This window comes from Azospirillum sp. UENF 211521 (assembly GCF_058780535.1).
This window is the reverse complement of the sequence record NZ_JBSNCF010000001.1, coordinates 3,508,692-3,526,396: the sequence shown is the minus strand read 5'-3', so window position 1 is coordinate 3,526,396 and position 17,705 is coordinate 3,508,692. Positions and strand designations below refer to the sequence as shown.

At 70.9% G+C, this 17,705-nt stretch carries 18 protein-coding genes, 1 tRNA gene and 1 pseudogene; 15 read left to right on the top strand and 5 right to left on the bottom strand.

Annotation, left to right across the window (positions count from 1 at the left end):
* Positions 1 to 6 precede the first annotated feature (6 nt).
* The gene (accD, locus tag ACWPN5_RS16605; protein WP_492296318.1) at positions 7 to 987 is read left to right on the top strand and encodes an acetyl-CoA carboxylase, carboxyltransferase subunit beta; all 981 of its coding nucleotides are present in this window, start codon (positions 7 to 9) and stop codon (positions 985 to 987) included.
* A gap of 7 nt (positions 988 to 994) precedes the next feature.
* Positions 995 to 2,305, top strand: coding sequence for a bifunctional folylpolyglutamate synthase/dihydrofolate synthase (locus ACWPN5_RS16600; protein ID WP_492296317.1), 1,311 nt, complete (start codon positions 995 to 997; stop codon positions 2,303 to 2,305).
* A 20-nt stretch (positions 2,306 to 2,325) separates the two neighbouring features.
* On the opposite strand, the gene ACWPN5_RS16595 is transcribed toward ACWPN5_RS16600, so the two are convergent.
* On the bottom strand, positions 2,326 to 4,146 hold the full coding sequence (locus ACWPN5_RS16595; RefSeq protein WP_492296316.1) for a hypothetical protein: 1,821 nt from the start codon (positions 4,144 to 4,146) through the stop codon (positions 2,326 to 2,328).
* Positions 4,147 to 4,340: 194 nt separating this feature from the next.
* Between ACWPN5_RS16595 and ACWPN5_RS16590 the strand changes: the two genes are divergently transcribed.
* A tRNA-Arg gene (locus ACWPN5_RS16590) sits at positions 4,341 to 4,417 on the top strand.
* Positions 4,418 to 4,476: 59 nt separating this feature from the next.
* On the top strand, positions 4,477 to 5,205 hold the full coding sequence (locus ACWPN5_RS16585) for an SDR family oxidoreductase (RefSeq protein WP_145681214.1): 729 nt from the start codon (positions 4,477 to 4,479) through the stop codon (positions 5,203 to 5,205).
* Between the two features lie 183 nt (positions 5,206 to 5,388).
* Here the strand turns inward: ACWPN5_RS16585 and ACWPN5_RS16580 are convergent.
* Positions 5,389 to 5,697 (bottom strand): annotated as a pseudogene (locus ACWPN5_RS16580) (2-amino-4-hydroxy-6-hydroxymethyldihydropteridine diphosphokinase); the annotation flags it as partial.
* Positions 5,698 to 6,029: 332 nt separating this feature from the next.
* Between ACWPN5_RS16580 and ACWPN5_RS16575 the strand changes: the two are divergent.
* The 4 genes from ACWPN5_RS16575 (at position 6,030) to ACWPN5_RS16560 (ending at position 9,719) form a co-directional block, all read left to right on the top strand.
* Positions 6,030 to 6,500 carry a putative pterin-binding protein gene (locus ACWPN5_RS16575; protein WP_247888132.1) on the top strand — a complete coding sequence of 157 codons (471 nt, stop codon included), beginning with the start codon at positions 6,030 to 6,032 and terminating at the stop codon, positions 6,498 to 6,500.
* Positions 6,501 to 6,511: 11 nt separating this feature from the next.
* Complete coding sequence (locus ACWPN5_RS16570; protein ID WP_145681217.1) at positions 6,512 to 8,056, top strand: sensor histidine kinase; 1,545 nt, start codon at positions 6,512 to 6,514, stop codon at positions 8,054 to 8,056.
* A 69-nt stretch (positions 8,057 to 8,125) separates the two neighbouring features.
* On the top strand, positions 8,126 to 8,815 hold the full coding sequence (gene folE, locus ACWPN5_RS16565; protein ID WP_145681218.1) for a GTP cyclohydrolase I: 690 nt from the start codon (positions 8,126 to 8,128) through the stop codon (positions 8,813 to 8,815).
* Positions 8,816 to 8,894: 79 nt separating this feature from the next.
* On the top strand, positions 8,895 to 9,719 hold the full coding sequence (locus ACWPN5_RS16560) for a DMT family transporter (protein WP_211101621.1): 825 nt from the start codon (positions 8,895 to 8,897) through the stop codon (positions 9,717 to 9,719).
* Between the two features lie 16 nt (positions 9,720 to 9,735).
* Here the strand turns inward: ACWPN5_RS16560 and ACWPN5_RS16555 are convergent, their stop codons facing one another.
* Positions 9,736 to 10,467 carry a metallophosphoesterase family protein gene (locus ACWPN5_RS16555; RefSeq protein WP_145681220.1) on the bottom strand — a complete coding sequence of 244 codons (732 nt, stop codon included), beginning with the start codon at positions 10,465 to 10,467 and terminating at the stop codon, positions 9,736 to 9,738.
* Positions 10,460 to 11,251, bottom strand: coding sequence for a nucleotidyltransferase family protein (locus tag ACWPN5_RS16550; RefSeq protein ID WP_145681221.1), 792 nt, complete (start codon positions 11,249 to 11,251; stop codon positions 10,460 to 10,462). Before ACWPN5_RS16550 ends, ACWPN5_RS16555 begins: the two co-directional genes overlap by 8 nt.
* 166 nt (positions 11,252 to 11,417) lie before the next feature.
* Here ACWPN5_RS16550 and ACWPN5_RS16545 point away from each other — a divergent pair, with 166 nt between their 5' ends.
* From ACWPN5_RS16545 to ACWPN5_RS16530, 4 genes are all read left to right on the top strand, one after another.
* Complete coding sequence (locus ACWPN5_RS16545) at positions 11,418 to 11,966, top strand: RodZ family helix-turn-helix domain-containing protein (RefSeq protein ID WP_247888133.1); 549 nt, start codon at positions 11,418 to 11,420, stop codon at positions 11,964 to 11,966.
* Positions 11,966 to 12,181 carry a hypothetical protein gene (locus tag ACWPN5_RS16540; protein WP_145681223.1) on the top strand — a complete coding sequence of 72 codons (216 nt, stop codon included), beginning with the start codon at positions 11,966 to 11,968 and terminating at the stop codon, positions 12,179 to 12,181. The genes ACWPN5_RS16545 and ACWPN5_RS16540 overlap by 1 nt, the downstream gene beginning before the upstream one ends.
* 149 nt (positions 12,182 to 12,330) lie before the next feature.
* Positions 12,331 to 13,080, top strand: coding sequence for a cold-shock protein (locus tag ACWPN5_RS16535; RefSeq protein WP_492296315.1), 750 nt, complete (start codon positions 12,331 to 12,333; stop codon positions 13,078 to 13,080).
* A 134-nt stretch (positions 13,081 to 13,214) separates the two neighbouring features.
* Positions 13,215 to 14,846 carry an alpha-D-glucose phosphate-specific phosphoglucomutase gene (locus ACWPN5_RS16530; RefSeq protein ID WP_492296314.1) on the top strand — a complete coding sequence of 544 codons (1,632 nt, stop codon included), beginning with the start codon at positions 13,215 to 13,217 and terminating at the stop codon, positions 14,844 to 14,846.
* 59 nt (positions 14,847 to 14,905) lie between these two features.
* Here the strand turns inward: ACWPN5_RS16530 and ACWPN5_RS16525 are convergent, their stop codons facing one another.
* A complete protein-coding gene (locus ACWPN5_RS16525; RefSeq protein ID WP_492296313.1) occupies positions 14,906 to 15,592 on the bottom strand; it encodes a dienelactone hydrolase family protein in 687 nt (228 codons plus the stop codon).
* A gap of 119 nt (positions 15,593 to 15,711) precedes the next feature.
* Here ACWPN5_RS16525 and msrB point away from each other — a divergent pair, with 119 nt between their 5' ends.
* The 3 genes from msrB (at position 15,712) to ACWPN5_RS16510 (ending at position 17,704) form a co-directional block, all read left to right on the top strand.
* Positions 15,712 to 16,206, top strand: a complete 495-nt coding sequence (gene msrB, locus ACWPN5_RS16520; protein ID WP_137115180.1) for a peptide-methionine (R)-S-oxide reductase MsrB — start codon at positions 15,712 to 15,714, stop codon at positions 16,204 to 16,206.
* Positions 16,207 to 16,374: 168 nt separating this feature from the next.
* Positions 16,375 to 17,394: an LLM class flavin-dependent oxidoreductase gene (locus tag ACWPN5_RS16515; RefSeq protein WP_492296311.1), complete on the top strand. Its 1,020-nt coding sequence runs from the start codon at positions 16,375 to 16,377 to the stop codon at positions 17,392 to 17,394.
* Between the two features lie 139 nt (positions 17,395 to 17,533).
* Positions 17,534 to 17,704: a hypothetical protein gene (locus ACWPN5_RS16510; protein ID WP_014239127.1), complete on the top strand. Its 171-nt coding sequence runs from the start codon at positions 17,534 to 17,536 to the stop codon at positions 17,702 to 17,704.
* Position 17,705 lies beyond the last annotated feature (1 nt).

Genomic DNA, 17,705 nt, shown 5'->3' with positions numbered 1-17,705 from the left:
AATTCGATGAACTGGCTTACCAACTACGTCCGCCCCAAGATCCGCGCCCTCTATGCCCGCAAGGAGGTTCCCGACAACCTCTGGCACAAGTGCCCGAGCTGCGAGGCGATGCTCTTCCACCGCGATCTGGAGGAGAACCTCAACGTCTGCCAGCATTGCGGCTTCCACATGCGGCTGGACCCGATCAAGCGGCTGGCCTCGATGTTCGACGAGGGCGACTACCAGTCGGTCGAGCTGCCGAAGTCGGTGGTCGATCCGCTGAAGTTCCGCGACCAGAAGCGCTACACCGACCGCCTGAAGGAAGCCCAGACCAAGACGGGCCGCCATGACGCCATCGTCGTCGGCTCCGGCCTGATCGGCGGGCAGCCGGCGGTCGTCGCGGCCTTCGACTTCGGCTTCATGGGCGGCTCGATGGGCATCGCGGTGGGCGAGGGCATCCTGGCCGCCGCCCGCACCGCCATCGCCCAGAAGGCGGCGCTGATCGTCGTCCCGGCCTCGGGCGGGGCGCGCATGCAGGAAGGCATCCTGTCGCTGATGCAGATGCCGCGCACCACCATCGCGGTGGAGATGGTCAAGGAAGCCGGCCTGCCCTACATCGTGGTGCTGACCGACCCGACGACCGGCGGCGTCACCGCCTCCTTCGCGATGATCGGCGACATCCACATCGCCGAGAAGGGCGCGCAGATCGGCTTCGCCGGCGCCCGCGTGATCGAGAGCACGATCCGCGAGACCCTGCCGGAGGGCTTCCAGCGCTCCGAGTATCTCCAGGAACACGGCATGGTGGACATGGTGGTCCATCGCCGCGACCTGCGCCCGACCCTGTCGCGCGTCCTGACCCTGCTGATGCAGCCGGTCCTGGCCGTGGCGCCGGAAGCGCTGCCGGCCGCGGCCGTTCCGGCGGAGGAGCCGCGCAGCCAGGCCGAGGCCGCCGACGAGACGCCGGCCCAGGCGGGCGCCGAGAGGACCGGCTCCGAGCAGCCGGCCTGATCCCGCCATGCCGCTCGCTGAGTCGCTCGCCGATCCGGTTCTCGACCGGCTGAAGGGTCTGCACCCCAAGGTCATCGACCTGTCGCTGGACCGCGTGCACCGGCTGCTCGCCGCGCTGGGCCATCCGGAGCGGCGCCTGCCGCCGGTGGTCCATGTGGCGGGCACCAACGGCAAGGGCTCCACGCTCGCCTTCCTGCGGGCCATGCTGGAGGCCGCGGGGCTGCGGGTGCATGTCTACACATCGCCCCACCTCGTGCGCTTCCACGAGCGTATCCGGCTGGCCGGCACGCTGATCGACGACGACCGGCTGGCCGCCCTGCTGGAGGAGTGCGAGGTCGCCAACGGCGGCGGACCCATCACCTTCTTCGAGGTGACGACGGTCGCCGCCCTCCTCGCGTTCGCGCGGGAGCCGGCGGACGTGGTGCTTCTGGAGACCGGGCTGGGCGGGCGGCTGGACGCCACCAACGTGGTGGACCGCCCGGCGGTCACCGCGATCACGCGCATCTCCTACGACCACCGCCAGTTCCTCGGCGACACGCTGGAGGCCATCGCGGGCGAGAAGGCCGGCATCTTCAAGCCGGGCGTTCCCGCCGTGATCTATCCGCAGCCCGCGGAGGAGGCCGCCCGCACCCTGGCCATCCGGGCCGAGACGGTGGGCGCACCGGTTTCCGGCTGGTCGGTCACCCCGACCGAGGGTGGTTTCCGCTTCGAGAGCGACCGCCGTCGCATCGATTTGCCGCTGCCGGGGCTGGCCGGGGCGCACCAGATCGTCAACGCCGGGGTGGCGCTGGCCTGCCTGGACCATCTGCCGGTCGCGGTGGCCGAGGCGGTCGACGACGCGGCGGTACGCCGCGGCCTCGCCGCCGTGGAGTGGCCGGCCCGCCTGCAGCGGCTGACCCGCGGCCCACTGGCCGATGGGCTGCCCGCCGGCTGGGAGCTGTGGCTGGACGGCGGCCACAACGATTCCGCGGGCGAGGTTCTAGCCGTCCAGGCCTCGCGCTGGGCGGAGGGGGAGCCGGAACGGCCGTTGCTGCTGGTCTACGGGATGCTGGCGAGCAAGGAGCCGCGGGAATTCCTGGGTCCGCTGGCGCCCTTCGTCACCGCCGCCCGCACCGTCGCCATCCCCGGAGAGGAGGCGTCGCTGACGGCCGAGGACACCGCCGCAGCCACCCGCGCCTGTGGCATCGCCGACAGCGCGGCGGCGGCGGACGCGGGCAGCGCCCTGGAGGATCTGGCGGGGCGGGTCACGGGTCCGGCCCGCGTGCTGATCTGCGGCTCGCTCTATCTGGCCGGCACGGTCCTGGCGGAGAACGGCTGAACCACGGTCGAGCGGGGGCGTCAGCGCCCCTGCTTGCCGTCCAGCTCCAGCATGTTGCGCAGCGCGGCGAGGGTCTTGCCGAGCGTGCCCGAATCGTCCTTGGCCGCCTTCTTCCCGGACTCGTTGCTTTCGGTCCGTTTGCCGGCGCCGGGCCTGGGCTTTTCCGGGGCGGGCTTTTCCGAAGCGGGCTTTTCCGGCTTGGCTTTTTCCAATTCGGCCGCCGGGGCCGGCGGGACGAGGTCCAAAGGCTCGTCGTCCTCGTCGTCGTCCGGGGCCCCTTGCGGCGCGGGGCGCGGCAACGGCTTGAAGCCGGGCAGGGCGCTCGCCTCGGGGCGGGTGGGCGCGTCGCTTTTCCAGGCCGGGGTGGGCGGCTCGTCGAGATCGTTCTCCGCCTCGACGAGCGCGCGCAGGGCGCGCAACGCCTCCTCCATGTCCTGTTCCTGGGCGGATTTGCGCGGCACCGGGGCGCCGTCCTTGTCCGGAGCGTCGTCCGGCTCGTCGTCCGTGCCGGCGCGGTTCCAGAAGGCATCGTCGGCGCCGGCGTGCCGATCCGCCGCTTCGTCGTCCTCGGGGCCGTTGTCCTCAAGGTTGTCGTCGGCGTCCGCATCGCTGTCGAGGTCGTCGGCGGGCTTGCGCGACCGGCCGAACAGCGGGGTCACGACGCCGCCGTCCCGGTCGTCGCCGTCCTCATCCTCGTCGCGGTCGGCGGCGGCCTTCTGCACCATGCTGCGCAGGGCGGCGATGGTGCGGTCCAGCGGTTCGCTGCCGACGGACGCGGGGTCGCGCTCCCGGACGCGCTCCCACGGGGGAGGAGCCTTGTCGGGGTCGCGGATGGCGAAGCCCAGGATGTCGTCGTTGGACGGCTCCGCCCCGTCGTCTCCGTCCTGTTCGCCTCCGTCCAGTTCGTCCCTGCCCAATTCGTCGGGTTCGTCGTAGCGGGATTCGACGGCGTCCTTAAGCGAAAAGGCGGGGATCATGGCTGGGGCAGGGGGCGGGACCGGCGGGACTGGCGGTTCCTCCGCGCGGGCGCCGTCGCCGCGGCCGTCCAGGATGCTGCGGAGCGCCGCGATGGTGCGGTCGAAGGAGCGGGAGGCGTCGTCGTCCGGGTCGTCCGCGGCAACCGGCTGGCTCACCCGGGGGGGCTGGGCCGGAGGCGCAGGTTCGACCCGATTGTCCTCGTCGTCTCCGCCCTCATACCTGCTCTCGTCCGCATCCCGGTCCGCGAGCGTCCAGCGGCGCGCACCCCAGTCCTCGTCGTCGTCCCACGCGGCCTCGTCGGCCGTGCCGTCGTCATCGTCGTGGTGGCCGTCCTCGTGGTGGTCGTCCTCGTCGTGGCCGGCGAGATCGGCGAGCGACACCGGCTCCCACAGCGGGCGGCGGCCCGACTCCGGGGCGGCATCACCGTCCGCGGCCAGCCGCTCCAATTCCAACTCCAACGCCAGGTCCGGATCCAGCGCAGCGACGGGCCGGGCCGTGGCGGGCAGAGGGGCGGCGGGCACGGGGGCGGCGTCCTCCTCCGGCCCGTCCATCGCGTCGCCACGGCCCCGCATCGCGTCGAGCAGCCCTTGCAGGGCGGCCAAAGGGGCGGCGAAGGACGGGGCGTCCTCCTGCGAGGACGTCGCCGTCACGGGCGTCGAGAAGGGCGGGGGCGCCGGACGGCTTTCGGTGTCGCGGGAGTTGCAGCGCGAGCAGCGGTAATGGGGGGCGATGGACAGGACCGGATAATTGGGGCCGAAGCGCCGGTTCATGTCTGCGCGCGGCAGCACGCCCTCGTGGCCGCAGGCGCGGCAGCGGACGTGCACATCGACCTCGATGTCGCGCAGGTAAAGCATGCGTGCCATGGGCGCAGTATACGCAGCGGCGGGCCCATGCCCAGCGGATTCGCCGGCCGCCCCGCGCGCCGCGCCGGGTTCGGCGGTGATCTTTTCGGCATGCCGCCCCGGCGTGCGGCCGGAGAAGGCCCGGGGACGGTCCGGAGACGGCCCGGAGACGGATGGTTGGCAAGTCGTGGCGGAGCCGCTATGTTCAGCGCCGTGGCCCCGTAGCTCATCTGGATAGAGCGACGGTTTCCTAAACCGTAGGCAGCTGGTTCGAGTCCAGCCGGGGTCACCACCGCCTTCCGCGACCGGTTCCGCCGTCCGTCAACCGGCCCTCTGCCGAAGGGCTTCCCCATGACCGCACCCCTGTTGCAGGACGCCGTTCTCGTCACCGGCGCGGGCCGCCGCGTCGGCTTGCATCTGGCCGAGCGGATGATGGCGCTGGGGCACCCGGTCATCGCCCATTACCGCACGTCCACCGACGATCTGGAACGGCTGCGCGCCGCCGGGGCGGTCTGCCTGCACGGCGATCTCGCCGATCCGGACGGCGGGCCGCGGCTGGCCGACGCCGTGCGGGGCGTGGCGGGCAGCCTGCGGGCGGTCGTCCACAACGCCTCGGCCTTCGAGGTGACGGCGGCGGACACCGCGGACGCGCTGCGGCAGCTCGACGTCTTCCACGCCGTGCACGTCCGCGCCCCCTTCGCGCTGAATCGCGAACTGGCGCCGCTGCTGGGCGCCTGCTCGGCGCGGCGGGCCGACATCGTCCACATCACCGACATCTACGCCGACAACCCCAACCCGGCCTTCGACGCCTATTGCGCCAGCAAGGCCGGGCTGCAGAACCTCGCGCTGTCCTTCGCCAAGCGGCTGGCGCCCAAGGTGAAGGTCAACGTCGTCCAGCCGGGGCCGATCCTGTTCAAGGAGTGGCACGGCCCGGAGGCGCGGGCGCGGGTGCTGTCAGAGACGCTGCTCGGCGAGGAGGGCGGGGTGGAGGCCATCGGCCTGGCGGTCGAGGCCATCCTCCAGAACCACTATCAGACCGGCGCCGTCGTCGCGGTGGACGGTGGCCGGCGTCTCGCCTAACCGGGGCGAGCCGACGCTGCAGCCCGGCAGGGGGGTGGCGCACAGGTCGCCCTGCGGCGGCGGGACGGGCTTCCCGGTCAGCAGCGCGGCGATCTCCGCGAAGGGGGCGGCCAGATAGGGGTCCGGGCACAGGGCCGCCAGGCCGTCCGCCGGGAAGGAGCGGCCGACCCGTCCGATCAGGTCGATGTCGGCCGGCCGGTCGCGCGTCTTGCAGCCGGGGTGGTCGCGGTCGCGGCCCAGCGCCAGTTCGATCCCCACGCACAGCCCCTTGCAGCAGGCGGGGTCCAGCGCGCTCGGCACATAGGCGACGTAGTTGACGAAGGGATGGGCGCTCGCCATGCCGACCGGCGCCGTCCGGTAGAAGCGGCTGAGCAGGACGCGGCCGAAGAGATCGGCCAGCCGGGCGGCGATCCGCGCCGCGTTCCGCTCCGGGTCCAGGTTCGTTCCGATTCCCAGGATGTGGCCGGTCAACGGCAGAGAGGCGGCGGGCATCGGAATCAGAGCGTCCATGGGCATTCCATCAGGGGGCGTTCCATCAGGGGGCGTTCCATCGGGGGCGTTCCCTCGGTCGGGATGTGCGTTGAAAATCTGTGAAATGCCGCAGGAAACGGTGGCGCCGGATCGTTACATGATGGTCATGAGCGCAGAGAAAAATGAACGAATTTTGATACACCTTTCCGTATGTAAAAATTGGGACGGTTTTTTTTACAGAATTTTCGTTGGAACGCTCGTGGAAAGCAATCATGATAAAGGTTGAAAGGCCGAATTGCCGACGGTTAGCCGATATGGTGAATGGAATTGTTTGCCGTTTTGTCGCCCTGGCGTTGTTTGTACTTGCCAGCCCGGCTGGCGCCGGATCCCTGCCGGAGCCGACGGAAAAGCCGATCCTGGTCGTGTCGGGCCTGATCGGCACGACCAACCGCGACGGCATGGCGGTCTTCGACCGCCCCATGCTGGAGGCGCTCGGCATGGTGTCCTTCACCACCGCCACGCCCTGGTACAAGGAAAAGGTGACCTTCGAGGGCGTGCCGCTGGCCCGGCTGATGGAGCGTCTGGAGGCGCGCGGGGAAACGCTGACCGCGACGGCGCTGAACGACTACACCGGCGAAATCCCCATGGACGACGTGCGGAACCGCAAGGTGATCCTGGCGCTGAAGCGCGACGGGGCCTACATGCCGGTCAGCGACAAGGGGCCGCTGTTCATCGTCTATGATTTCGACCATGATCCGGAAGCCAACCGGCAGAAGTATTTCGGACGCTCGGTCTGGCAGGTCGCCCGGTTGACCGTGAAGTGAAGGCACCCTCCGTGAGTTTGCCGACCGAGACCGCGCCGAACGGGAGCACGCGGCTGTCCCGCCTGCTGGGCTGGGCGTCGGAGGACCGCGCGCGCCGTCTCGGGCTCTGGCTGGCCATCCTGACCGGCGGGTTCGGTCTGGCCGCCGCCTATCTGTCGCTGCTGGTGGTGAATTACGGCGAGGCGCTGCGCGGGGCCGCCCCCTACAACTTCGCCTGGGCCGCCGGCCAGACGGTGGGCGAGGTCACGCGGCTGGAGCAACGCATCCTGGCCAGCGCGCTTCCCGGCACCAACATCGACGCCGAGGAGGTCCAGCTCCGCCTGGACATCGTGCGCAACCGCATCGCCGTGCTGGGGCGGGGGCAGGCCTCCCTCTTCATGGACCGCTACCCGCAGCATCGCCGCACGGTGGCCCGGCTGGAGGAGGCGCTGGACCGGGTCGGCCTGATCCTGGCCGGGCCGCTGCCGCCGGCGGAGAAGGCGCTGGCCGCCCTGGCGGTGCTGGAGCCCGTCGACCGCGAGCTGAACGCCTTCGCCTCCGTCGCCTCGCAGTTCGGCGGGGAGCTGGTGGACGAGGGGCACGACCAACTCCTCCACCTGCACGGGCTGTTCTCCCTGCTGGCCGCCGGTCTGGCGGTGTGCGGCGTCCTGTTCATCACCGTGCTGCTGATCCAGAACCGGACCATCCGGCGGGCGCACGACCGGATGGAGGCGATGGCCGGCGCCCTGCAGACGGCCATCGGCCAGGCGGAGGAAGCCAGCCAGGCCAAGAGCCGCTTCCTGGCGACCATGAGCCACGAGCTGCGCACACCGCTGAACGCGATCATCGGCTTCTCGGAGCTGATCCGCGACGACGGCGGTCTGCCGGGCGAGGGCCGGCCCCCCGGCGGCGCGCCGGACGGCGGGAAGGAAAGCAGCCGCCGGGAAAACACGCGCCGGGAGCACGCCCAGTATGCGGGCTACATCCTGGGCAGCGCCCGCCACATGCTGAGCCTGGTCATCGACATCCTGACGGTCGCCCAGATGGAATCGGGCCATGCCAGCCTCACCTTCGAACCGGTGGACCTGCGCAAGGTGACGGGCACCGCCATCGCCACGGTGCTGGGCACCCAGGCCGGACGCGGCCGGACGATCCGGACGGCGTCGGAGGCGGTGTGGCCGGTGCTCGAGGCCGACGAGCGGGCGGTGCGGCAGATGCTGCTGAACCTGCTGTCCAACGCGGTGAAGTTCAGCTCCGCCCCGTCGGTGATCGAGGTGCAGGCGTGGCTGGACCCGCAGGGCGGCTTCGTCATCGCCGTGCAGGACCAGGGCATCGGCATGACGCCGGAGCAGATTGAAAAGGCGGCCCAGCCGTTCTATCAGGCGGAGGACGGTGCGACCCGCCGGTTCCAGGGATCGGGGCTGGGGCTCAGCATCGTGAAGAGCCTGATGGAGGCGCATGGCGGCCGGCTGTTGCTGGAAGGCGAGGCGGGGGCCGGTCTCCGGGCCTCGCTCCATTTCCCGGCGGAGAGGGTCGGCGGGCCGATGCCGCGTCCGGAGCCGGCCGGCCAGTTTTGACATCGGTCGTGGGATCAGCCGGCGTCAGTCTCGCCGGGTGTGTGAAGAAAAAGGAAGGGATCGGGTTTTATGACGGTGCAGTCACATGTTCTCGCCCTCGTGCAGGAGGCGATGGAGGCGCGCCGGTCGAACGAGGCGCTCGACGCGCCGCTGGACGCCGCGGGCGAGGCCGCCATGATCGACGCCGCGGCGCGGAAGGTCGAAGAGCTGCTCGACGTGCTGCGGATCGACCACCGCAACGACCACAACACCCGCGACACGCCGCGCCGCGTCGCCAAGATGCTGGTGCGCGAGCTGCTGAAGGGCCGCTTCACGGCGCCGCCCGAACTGACCGAGTTCCGCAACGCCGAGGAATTCGACCATCTGATCGTCACCGGCCCGATCGCCGTGCGCTCCACCTGCGCGCACCATCTGATGCCGATCTACGGCACCGCCTTCATCGGCATCCTGCCGGCCAAGGGCGGCAACATCCTGGGCCTGTCCAAATACGACCGGATCGTCGACCATTTCGCCGCCCGCTTCCAGATCCAGGAGGAGCTGGTCAAGCAGATCGGCAACTTCATCGTCGAGGCGACCCGGCCCCGCGGTCTGGCCGTGCGGATCAGCGCCGTGCACATGTGCAAGACCCACCGCGGGGTGCGCGCCGGCCACGACAGCCGCATGGTCAACAGCTCCTTCCATGGCGAGCTGCTGGAGTCGCGCGCGCTGCGCGAGGAGTTCCTGATGGAATGCGCGACGCTTGAGCGTTCCGCCCGCTGAGCGAACCGCCGCGCTCGCGGCCCGGCCCGCCCGGAGGGGCGCCGCGGGGCGGTCCGGCGTCGCGGGGGCGGCAGCCCTGATGGCGGCGTCGCTCGCCCTGGTGCTGACCGCCGGGGCGCTGGCCCGCGAGCTGGGCGCCCGCTACGGCGCGGCGGAGGTGCTGTTCCTGCGTTTCCTGCTGTCGCTGCTGGTGGTCGCTCCGGCGGCTTTCGCGATGGCCGGGCGGCGCGCCCTGTCCGTCACCCGGCCCGGGGGGCACGCGGTGCGGGCGCTGAGCGGGGTCGGGGCGGCGCTGATCTTCTACGCGGCGACCCAGCATCTGCCCTTCGCCGATCTGGTCGCCCTGTCCTACGCGGCCCCGCTGTTCGTGGTGCTGCTCTCCGGTCCGGCCATCGGGGAGCGGGCGGGTGCTGCCTCCGCCGTCTGCGTCGCGCTGGGGATGGCCGGGGTCTTCCTGATCGCCCCGCCGACGCGGCTGGAGCCGTGGAGCCTCGCCATGCTCGCCATGGCCTTGCTGAACGCGGTCTGCATCCTGGCGACCCGACGGACGGCCCAGGCCGACGGGCCGGCGGCCACCGGGCTGGTCTTCGTGCTGGCGGGGTGCCTGCTGACCGCCCCGGCGGCCCTGCTGACCGGTTTCCGGATGCCCGAAACCGCCGACCTGCCGGCCTTCCTGCTGCTGGGCGTCGCCGCGGGGGCGGCCATCCTGCTGAACGCCGCCGCCTTCCGCCGGGCGCCGGCGGCGGTGCTGGCGCCCATCGACTATCTGGGGATCGCCGCCTCGGCGGCCATCGGCTTCCTGTGGTGGGGCGAGAGCCCGTCGTCCGCGGTGCTGCTGGGCGGGGCGCTGATCGCCGCGGCCGGGCTGGGCACGCTGTGGGCCGGCGCGCGGCGGCCGGGCTGACGCCCCCCTTCCGAGATCACAGTTCGATCAGCGCGTAGGGCCTCCCCGACTCCTTCTCGATGGTCTGGGCGACGTTGTAGACCGGCGTGCCGCGCAGGGTCTTGCCGGCGTAGCTGCCGTGGTGGGCGTGGCCATGGACGACCGCCTGGACGTGGAAACGGTCGATGGTCTCCGCCAGACGGGAGGAGCCGAGGAAGGGATAGATCTCCGTCGGCTCGCCGCGCACCGTCTCGGCGATCGGGGCGTAGTGCAGGACGACCATCGTCCGCTCGGTCTCCAGCTGGCGCAGGGCGCTTTCCAGCCGCATCGCCTCGTTCAGCGACTCCTGCACGAACTGCTTGATCGCCGGTTCGCCGAAGGCGTCGAGCATGCGGTTCTCGAACCCGCCGCCGAAGCCCTTCACCCCGGCGAAGCCGACGCCGCGGATCTCCAGCGGGTTGCCGTCGAGGAAGCGGACGCCGGCCTGCTCCAGGATGCGCTGAAGCTCCTCGACGTGGCCGCATTCGTGGTCGTGGTTGCCCAGCACGGCGACCACCGGGATGCCGATGGCGCGCAGGTCCTCGGCCAGCACCTCGGCCTCGCGCGGCTTGCCGTGGTTGGTCAGGTCGCCGGCCAGCGCCAGGACGTCCGCCCGGTCGGCGATCTCCTGGAACAGCTCGCGGTAGGGGTGGGTGGAGGTCTCCCCCACATGGATGTCGCCGATGGCGGCGACCTTGATCGTTCCTTCAGCCCGAATGTGTTCAGCCATGCTTCGTTTCCTCGCCGACGACGTCGGCGAACCCCCAGTCCGTGACGTCGATCCGATAATCCTCGCGCGAGAACAGCCGCCCCCGGCAGATGCGGGTCTGCGGCACCGGCAGCTTCGCGCGCTCGTTCAGCCGGTCCAGAAGCTCCTGCAACAGCCAGCCGGGGATGTGGTCGCGCTCGGTCGGGTAGATGAAGCGGAAGTTCAGGACGTGCATCAGCAGCACCTCCCAATACTGCTCCATGTGGCCGAGCAGCCGTTTCCAGTCGATGTGGGCGTGCTGCTTCAGGATCATGTGGGCGACGTCGGGGCCGTCGTGCTTGTGCCGCATCTGCACGAAGGCCTTGGAGAAGACCATTTCCGTCGGCGGGATGAGCTGGACGTCGGTGCCGCAGACCAGCGCGCGGTGGTCCTCCTCGAACCAGCGGTCGTTGACCGGATTGATGGCGGCGGCGGAATTGAAGATCACGTCGAAGAACAGGTCGCCGTGCAGCACCTTGCCGATCCAGCGTTCGTCCTCGATCTCCGTCGTAAAGCCGCGGTCCTGGAAATGGGCGAGGATGCGCGGGAAATCGCCGCCCCGGCAGAAGATGTCGATGTCCTTGGTCGGCCGGGTGATGCCGGTGTAGGCGCTGAGCGCGTAGGTGCCGCCCAGCAGGAAGGGGATTCCGGATTCCGTCAGGATTTTCAGGCTCTCCGTGTAGAAGGCTTCGGCCTCCGCCGAAACATGCGCACGGCCCTCGCGCCCCCGGCTTTCATGCTCCCGGCTTTCACGGTTGCCGTCCATGGCATCCCCTCTCCCCCGCCGTTGTCCGTTGCGCCTTCAACAGGAGGAGAGGGCGAAACGGCACCACCGGACGGTGCCCACGGCGGGAAAAAGTCGGCCAAAGGCGGGCGGAACCGCCGCACCGCTACACCGGTTGAGGGTGGTATTGCTGATGGGGAGGCAACCGATGGCACGACATCCGATCCCACAGGCCCTATTGCTCGCCGCCGGCCTCGTGCTGTGCGGCGCCGGTCCAGCCCTGGCGCAGGGAAGCTGCGCCGCGCTGGTCGACCGCTTCGCCGCCGAGAACAACCTGTCGGCCAGCCCGCCGCCGGTCGCGACGCCGCCGGGCAGTTCGGGCTCCACCGCGGGGGATGGGGCCTTGCCGAATGGCAGTTCCGGCACGACGCCGGACCAGCTTGCCCGCTCGGGCGGGGTGGTGGCGCCGCCGGCCTCGGGTGATCAGGCGGTGATCGAACCGCCGCGCACCGGCGCCCCCATGCCGACCGCCCCGGCGGTGCGGCCCGACGCCGCTCCGAACAGCGGCTCCTCGATGGAGAGCGGGTCGATGGGGCAGGCGGCGCGCAACGCCCAGATCGAATCGCTGGTGACCGCCGCGCGCTCCGCCGCGAAGGACGGCAACGAACAGCTCTGCATGGACTCCCTGGACAAGGCGCGCGGCCTGACCCGCGCCGCGCCGGGTGCGACGGGTGGCACGATGGGCGGGGGCGGCTGATGGCGACAATGCGGATGATGGCCGAACTGATGGCCGCCGACCTCAGCGTTGCCGGCCCCCTTCCTCCTTCCCCGCCGACCCCCGACATGCCGGTGCCGCCGCCCGGCATGCCGGACATGCCCGGCGACCCGTCGCGGCCGCCGATCAAGGAGCCGCCGGACGCCATCCCCGTTCCCCCGGAGGAACCGCCGCCCAACCCCGAACGGCTGGTTTGAACCCGCTTGTCGGGGAGAAAAATGGCACCAGGGCCGCGGGCGCGCGAAACGGCGCGCCTGCGGTCTTGTAATTCGCGCGGGGAAAGGCGATGTCTTCTCTCGGCACCGAAGGCCGGTGCCGAGTCGCCTCTTGGAGTTCAGTGGGTCTCATGCACCGTCAACCCCCGCGCCAGCACGTCTATCGCCAGCCCGTCGTCCTCGGCACCCAGGTTCAGGCCACCGTCAAGTGGTACGATCCGACCCGCGGCTTCGGCTTCGTCAAGTTCGAGGACGGGTCGCCCGACGCCCTGATCCCCGCCGCCATCGTCGGCACCGCCGGCCACGAGTCCCTGCCGGACGGCGCCACCGTCGTGGTGGACATCGTCGAAGGGCGCAAGGGCAACCAGGTCTCCGCCCTGCATTCGGTCGACACCTCCACCGCCGTCCCGGCGCGCCCGGCCCGGGCACAGGGCCCGCGCCCGTCCTTCGGCGACCGCGGGGGCGACCGCGGCTTCGGAAACCGCGGCTTCAACGACCGGGGTGGGGATCGCGGCGGTGATCGTGGCGGCGACCGCGGGTTCGCTGGCCGGGGCGACAGCCGTGGCTTCAATGATCGTGGTGGGGATCGCGGTGGCGACCGCGGCTTCAACGACCGGGGTGGCGACCGGGGCGGTTTCGGCGGCCCGCGCCGTCCGGCGGCAGGCGGCCCGACCACCCAGACCGAGGGCACCGTGAAGTGGTTCAACGCCACCAAGGGCTTCGGCTTCATCGCCCAGGACGGCGGCGGCCAGGACGTGTTCGTCCACGTCAAGGCGGTGGAGCGTTCCGGCCTGCAGGGGTTGAACGACGGCCAGCGCGTCCGCATCTCCATCCGCCAGGGCGACAAGGGTCCGGAAGCCGTCTCGGTCGAAGAGGCGTAAAGCGTCGGCCTACCGAAGGTAAGGTGTCGTTCGGCCCAGTTGAACGGCGGCGCAAAGCCGCGCATCGTGGCGGGGCGGGGTGGCGGTGCGACGGCGCGCCGCCCCGGCCCGACACGACCAAGAGAGGACGTCCAGTGGTTCCCGTCACCTGTCCGACCACGCCCTTCGACGGCCAGAAGCCCGGCACCTCCGGGCTGCGCAAGGCCGTGAAGGTCTTTGAGCAGCCGCGCTATCTGGAGAATTTCGTCCAATCCATCTTCGACTGCGTCGACGGCCTGTCCGGCGCCACGCTGGTGATCGGCGGCGACGGGCGGTATCACAACCGAACCGCCGTGCAGACCATCCTGCGCATGGCCGCGGCCAACGGCGTCGCGCGCGCGGTGGTCGGGCGCGGCGGCATCCTGTCGACCCCGGCGGCCTCCTGCGTCATCCGCAAGCGCGGCGCCATCGGCGGCGTGATCCTGTCGGCGAGCCACAACCCCGGCGGCCCGGACGGCGATTTCGGCATCAAGTTCAACGCCGCCAACGGTGGCCCGGCGCCGGAGTCGCTGACCGACGCCTTCTTCGCCCGCTCCAAGGCCATCGACGCATACAAGACGCTGGAGTCGCCGGACCTCGATCTCGACCGGCTCGGCGAGACGGCGCTCGGCGGCATGGCGGTGGAGGTCATCGACCCGGTCGCTGACTACGCGGAGCTGATGGAATCGCTGTTCGACATGGCGGCGATCCGCAAGCTGTTCGCGTCGGGCTTCCGCATGGTGTTCGACGCCATGCACGCGGTCACCGGCCCCTACGCCACGGAGATCCTGGAGCGCCGCCTGGGCGCCCCGGCCGGCACCGTCATCAACGGCACGCCGCTGGAGGATTTCGGCGGGCACCACCCCGACCCCAACCTCGCCCACGCCGAGGAGCTGGTCGAGCGGCTGTTCGGGCCGGACGCGCCGGACTTCGGCGCCGCCTCGGACGGCGACGGCGACCGCAACATGATCCTGGGCCGCAACGTCTTCGTGTCGCCCAGCGACAGCCTGGCCGTGCTGGCCGCCAACGCCACCCACGTCCCGGCCTTCAAGGGCGGTCTGGCGGGCGTCGCCCGCTCCATGCCGACCAGCCGGGCGGTGGACCGCGTGGCGGCGAAGCTCGGGATTTCCTGCTACGAGACGCCGACGGGCTGGAAGTTCTTCGGCACGCTGCTCGACGCCGGGCGCATCAACCTGTGCGGCGAGGAGAGCTTCGGCACCGGCGCCGACCATGTGCGCGAGAAGGACGGGCTGTGGGCCGTCCTGATGTGGCTCAACGTGCTGGCCGCCCGCGGCCTGTCGGTGGCCGAGCTGATGGCCGAGCATTGGGGCACCTACGGGCGCACCTACTACGGCCGCCACGATTACGAGGCCATCCCGCAGGAAGCCGCCGACGCCCTGATCGCCGAACTGCGCGGCACGCTGCCCTCGCTGGCCGGCACGGCTCTCGGCGGGCGCACGGTCGCGGCGGCGGACGAGTTCGCCTACACCGACCCGGTGGACGGCAGCCGGTCGGAGCGGCAGGGCCTGCGCGTCGGGTTCGAGGACGGCTCGCGCATCGTCTACCGCCTGTCCGGCACCGGCACGTCGGGCGCCACGTTGCGCGTCTATTTCGAGCGGTACGAGCCGGTCGGCGGCGAGCATGGGCTGGACGCCCCGGTGGCGCTGAAGCCGCTGGCCGATCTGGCGGCGGAACTGGCCGGCATCGAGCGTCACACCGGCCGTACCAAGCCGGACGTCGCCACCTGAACAGTTTGAGTTGACGGAAAAGGCCCTTCCTCACGCGGTAGAGGAAGGGCCTTTTCCTTTTAAAACACCGCCTGGAGCAGGCCCAGCGTGCGCCGCTTGGCCAGGGCGGCGCTGGCCGCGTCGTAGCTGGCGCGCTCGTCGCAATTGAAGCCGTGGCCGGCCGGGTAGAGGTGCGTGATGGCGCCAGGATGGCGCTGGCGCACCGCCTCGGCCACCGTCAGGGGGATGGCGTGGTCCGTCTCCCCGAAATGCAGCAGCACGGGCGTACGCGGGGCCTCGTCCAGCCGGTTGCCGATGCCGCCGCCGTAATAGGCGACGGCGGCGCGGACCGGCAGGCGCGACGCGGCGGCCCAGGCGATGGTGCCGCCCCAGCAATAGCCGGCGATGGCCGCCCCCTCCGCCCCGCCGAGATGGGCCAGACCCGCCGCCACGTCGGTCAGCGCGTCCTCGACGCTGACGGCACCCATCAGGTCGCGGCCGCGCTGGACGCCGGCCTCGTCGTAGGGCAGCTCCACCCCGCGCTCCGCCCGGTCGAACAAGGCGGGGGCCAGCGTGCGGTAACCGTCGGCCGCGTAGCCGTCGCAGACGCGGCGCATGTGGCTGTTGATCCCGAAAATCTCCTGGACGATCAGAAGCCGCCCCTTCTCCGGCCCGACGGGCCGGGCTTCGTAGGCGGTCAGCCGGTGCCCGTCGGACGCCGTCAGGTGCGTCCAGGAGCCGGTCGTTCCGGTGGTCGTTCCGGTCATGGCTGGTCTCTCCCTCCATTCGTTCCGTGCAGGGAAGATAGCAGCCTGACGCCGGGTGTCATCCGCGACCGACTGGCCCATATCCCCTAGGACCGTCACCCCGTCACTGGAGCCGCCCGATGTCCGCCCCCGCCGACCGTTCCCCGACCGCTGGACCCTTCGACCTGACGCCGCCGACGCCGGAGCAGCGCGCGGTGCTGGTGGAGCGCCTGTCGGACGAGGAGCGGCATGTCCTGCTGAGCCACGGGACGGAGGCGCCCTTCTGCGGCGGCCTGCTCGACAACAAGAAACCCGGAACTTACGCCTGCCGTCTCTGTGGTCTGCCGCTGTTCCGGTCCGGGACGAAGTTCGAATCCGGCACCGGCTGGCCCAGCTTCACCGCGCCTTATGAGAACGCGCATCTGAAGCTGGTGCAGGACAACAGCTACGGCATGGTGCGGGTGGAGACCCTGTGCGCCCGCTGCGGCAGCCACCAGGGCCATGTCTTCCCCGACGGCCCGCCGCCGACCGGCATGCGCTTCTGCATCAACTCCGTCTCGCTGGCGTTCTTGCCGGAAGGGCAGGCGCTGGCCAGGAGCGTTCAGGATTGGGTGGAGGAGGGGGCGGCGTTCTAGCTCCGTATTGCCCCTTCCTAGCCCTCCCCCTCTACGAGGTGGAGGGGACTGCCGCCGCTTCGCGTAAGGCCCCCTCTCCCGCGTAAGCGGGGGAGGGTGGGGGAGGGGGCCAAGGTTCGCACAGCCTGCGCCTCCCCCAAACATTCCGTTTCATTGGATACCCCCGTCATGCCGACCAACGACACCGCCCGCCCGCCGATCTCCGTCCTCGACCTCGCTCCGGTGCCGGAAGGCAGCACGCCGGGCGACGCCTTGCGCAACACGCTGGACCTCGCCCGCCACGCCGAGCGGCTGGGCTACCAACGCTACTGGCTGGCCGAGCACCACAACATGACCGGCATCGCCAGCGCCGCGACCTCGGTCGTCATCGGCCATGTGGCGGCGGGCACCGCGACCATCCGCGTCGGGGCCGGCGGCATCATGCTGCCCAACCATTCGCCGCTGGTCATCGCCGAACAGTTCGGCACGCTCGACGCGCTGTTCCCTGGTCGCATCGACCTCGGGCTGGGCCGGGCGCCCGGCACCGACCAGATGACGTTGCGCGCCCTGCGCCGCGACCCGTCGGTGGCCGAGCAGTTCCCGCAGGACGTGCTGGAACTCCAGGCTCTGCTCGGCCCCGTTCAGCCGGGCCAGCGCGTGCAGGCGGTGCCCGGCGCCGGGTCGAACGTGCCGCTGTGGATCCTCGGCTCCAGCCTGTTCGGCGCGCAGCTGGCGGCCGCCTTCGGCCTGTCCTACGCCTTCGCCTCGCACTTCGCGCCGGACGCGCTGAAGAGGGCGCTGCAGGTCTACCGGGAGAATTTCACGCCCTCGGGGCAGCTCGACCGGCCCTACGCCATGGTCGGGGTGAACGTCGTCGCCGCCGGGACCGACGCCGAGGCGCGCCGGCTCTTCACCTCCGCCCAGCAGAGCTTCGCCCGGCTGATCCGCGGCACCCGCGGCCAATTGCCGCCGCCCATCGACGACATCGAGAGCTTCTGGTCGCCGCTGGAGAAGGCGCAGGCGATGAACATGCTGTCCTGCTCCTTCGTCGGTTCGGCGGAGACGGTGCGGCGCGGGCTGGAGTCCTTCCTCGCCGAGACCGGCGCCGACGAGATCATGGTGGCCTCGGCCATCCACGACCACGCGGCGCGGGTGCGCTCCTACGAGATCCTGGCGGAGGTCCACGGGGCGCTGCGGGCCGCGGCCTGACGCGCCCCAATTTGGGGGAAAGGTCCGGCGCAACCGCACAGCGCGCTTCGCGGACTGCGCCATGGACCGCGCCGGAGGAGAGCCCTATCGTCTGTGGCCCGGCGTCGCGTGACGCGGTTCACAGAGATGGAGAGGGGATATGGCCGAGTTTCCCCACGCCAGCAGGGTCAACGTGACGCTTGATCTGCCGCTCGACGTCTATCGGCGTCTGGAACAGCAGGCGCGCTACATGAGCGTTACCGTCGAGGCCCTGCTGAAGACTATCCTGGCGCAGCAGCTCTATGATTCCAGTCTTCGCAATATGGATTAGT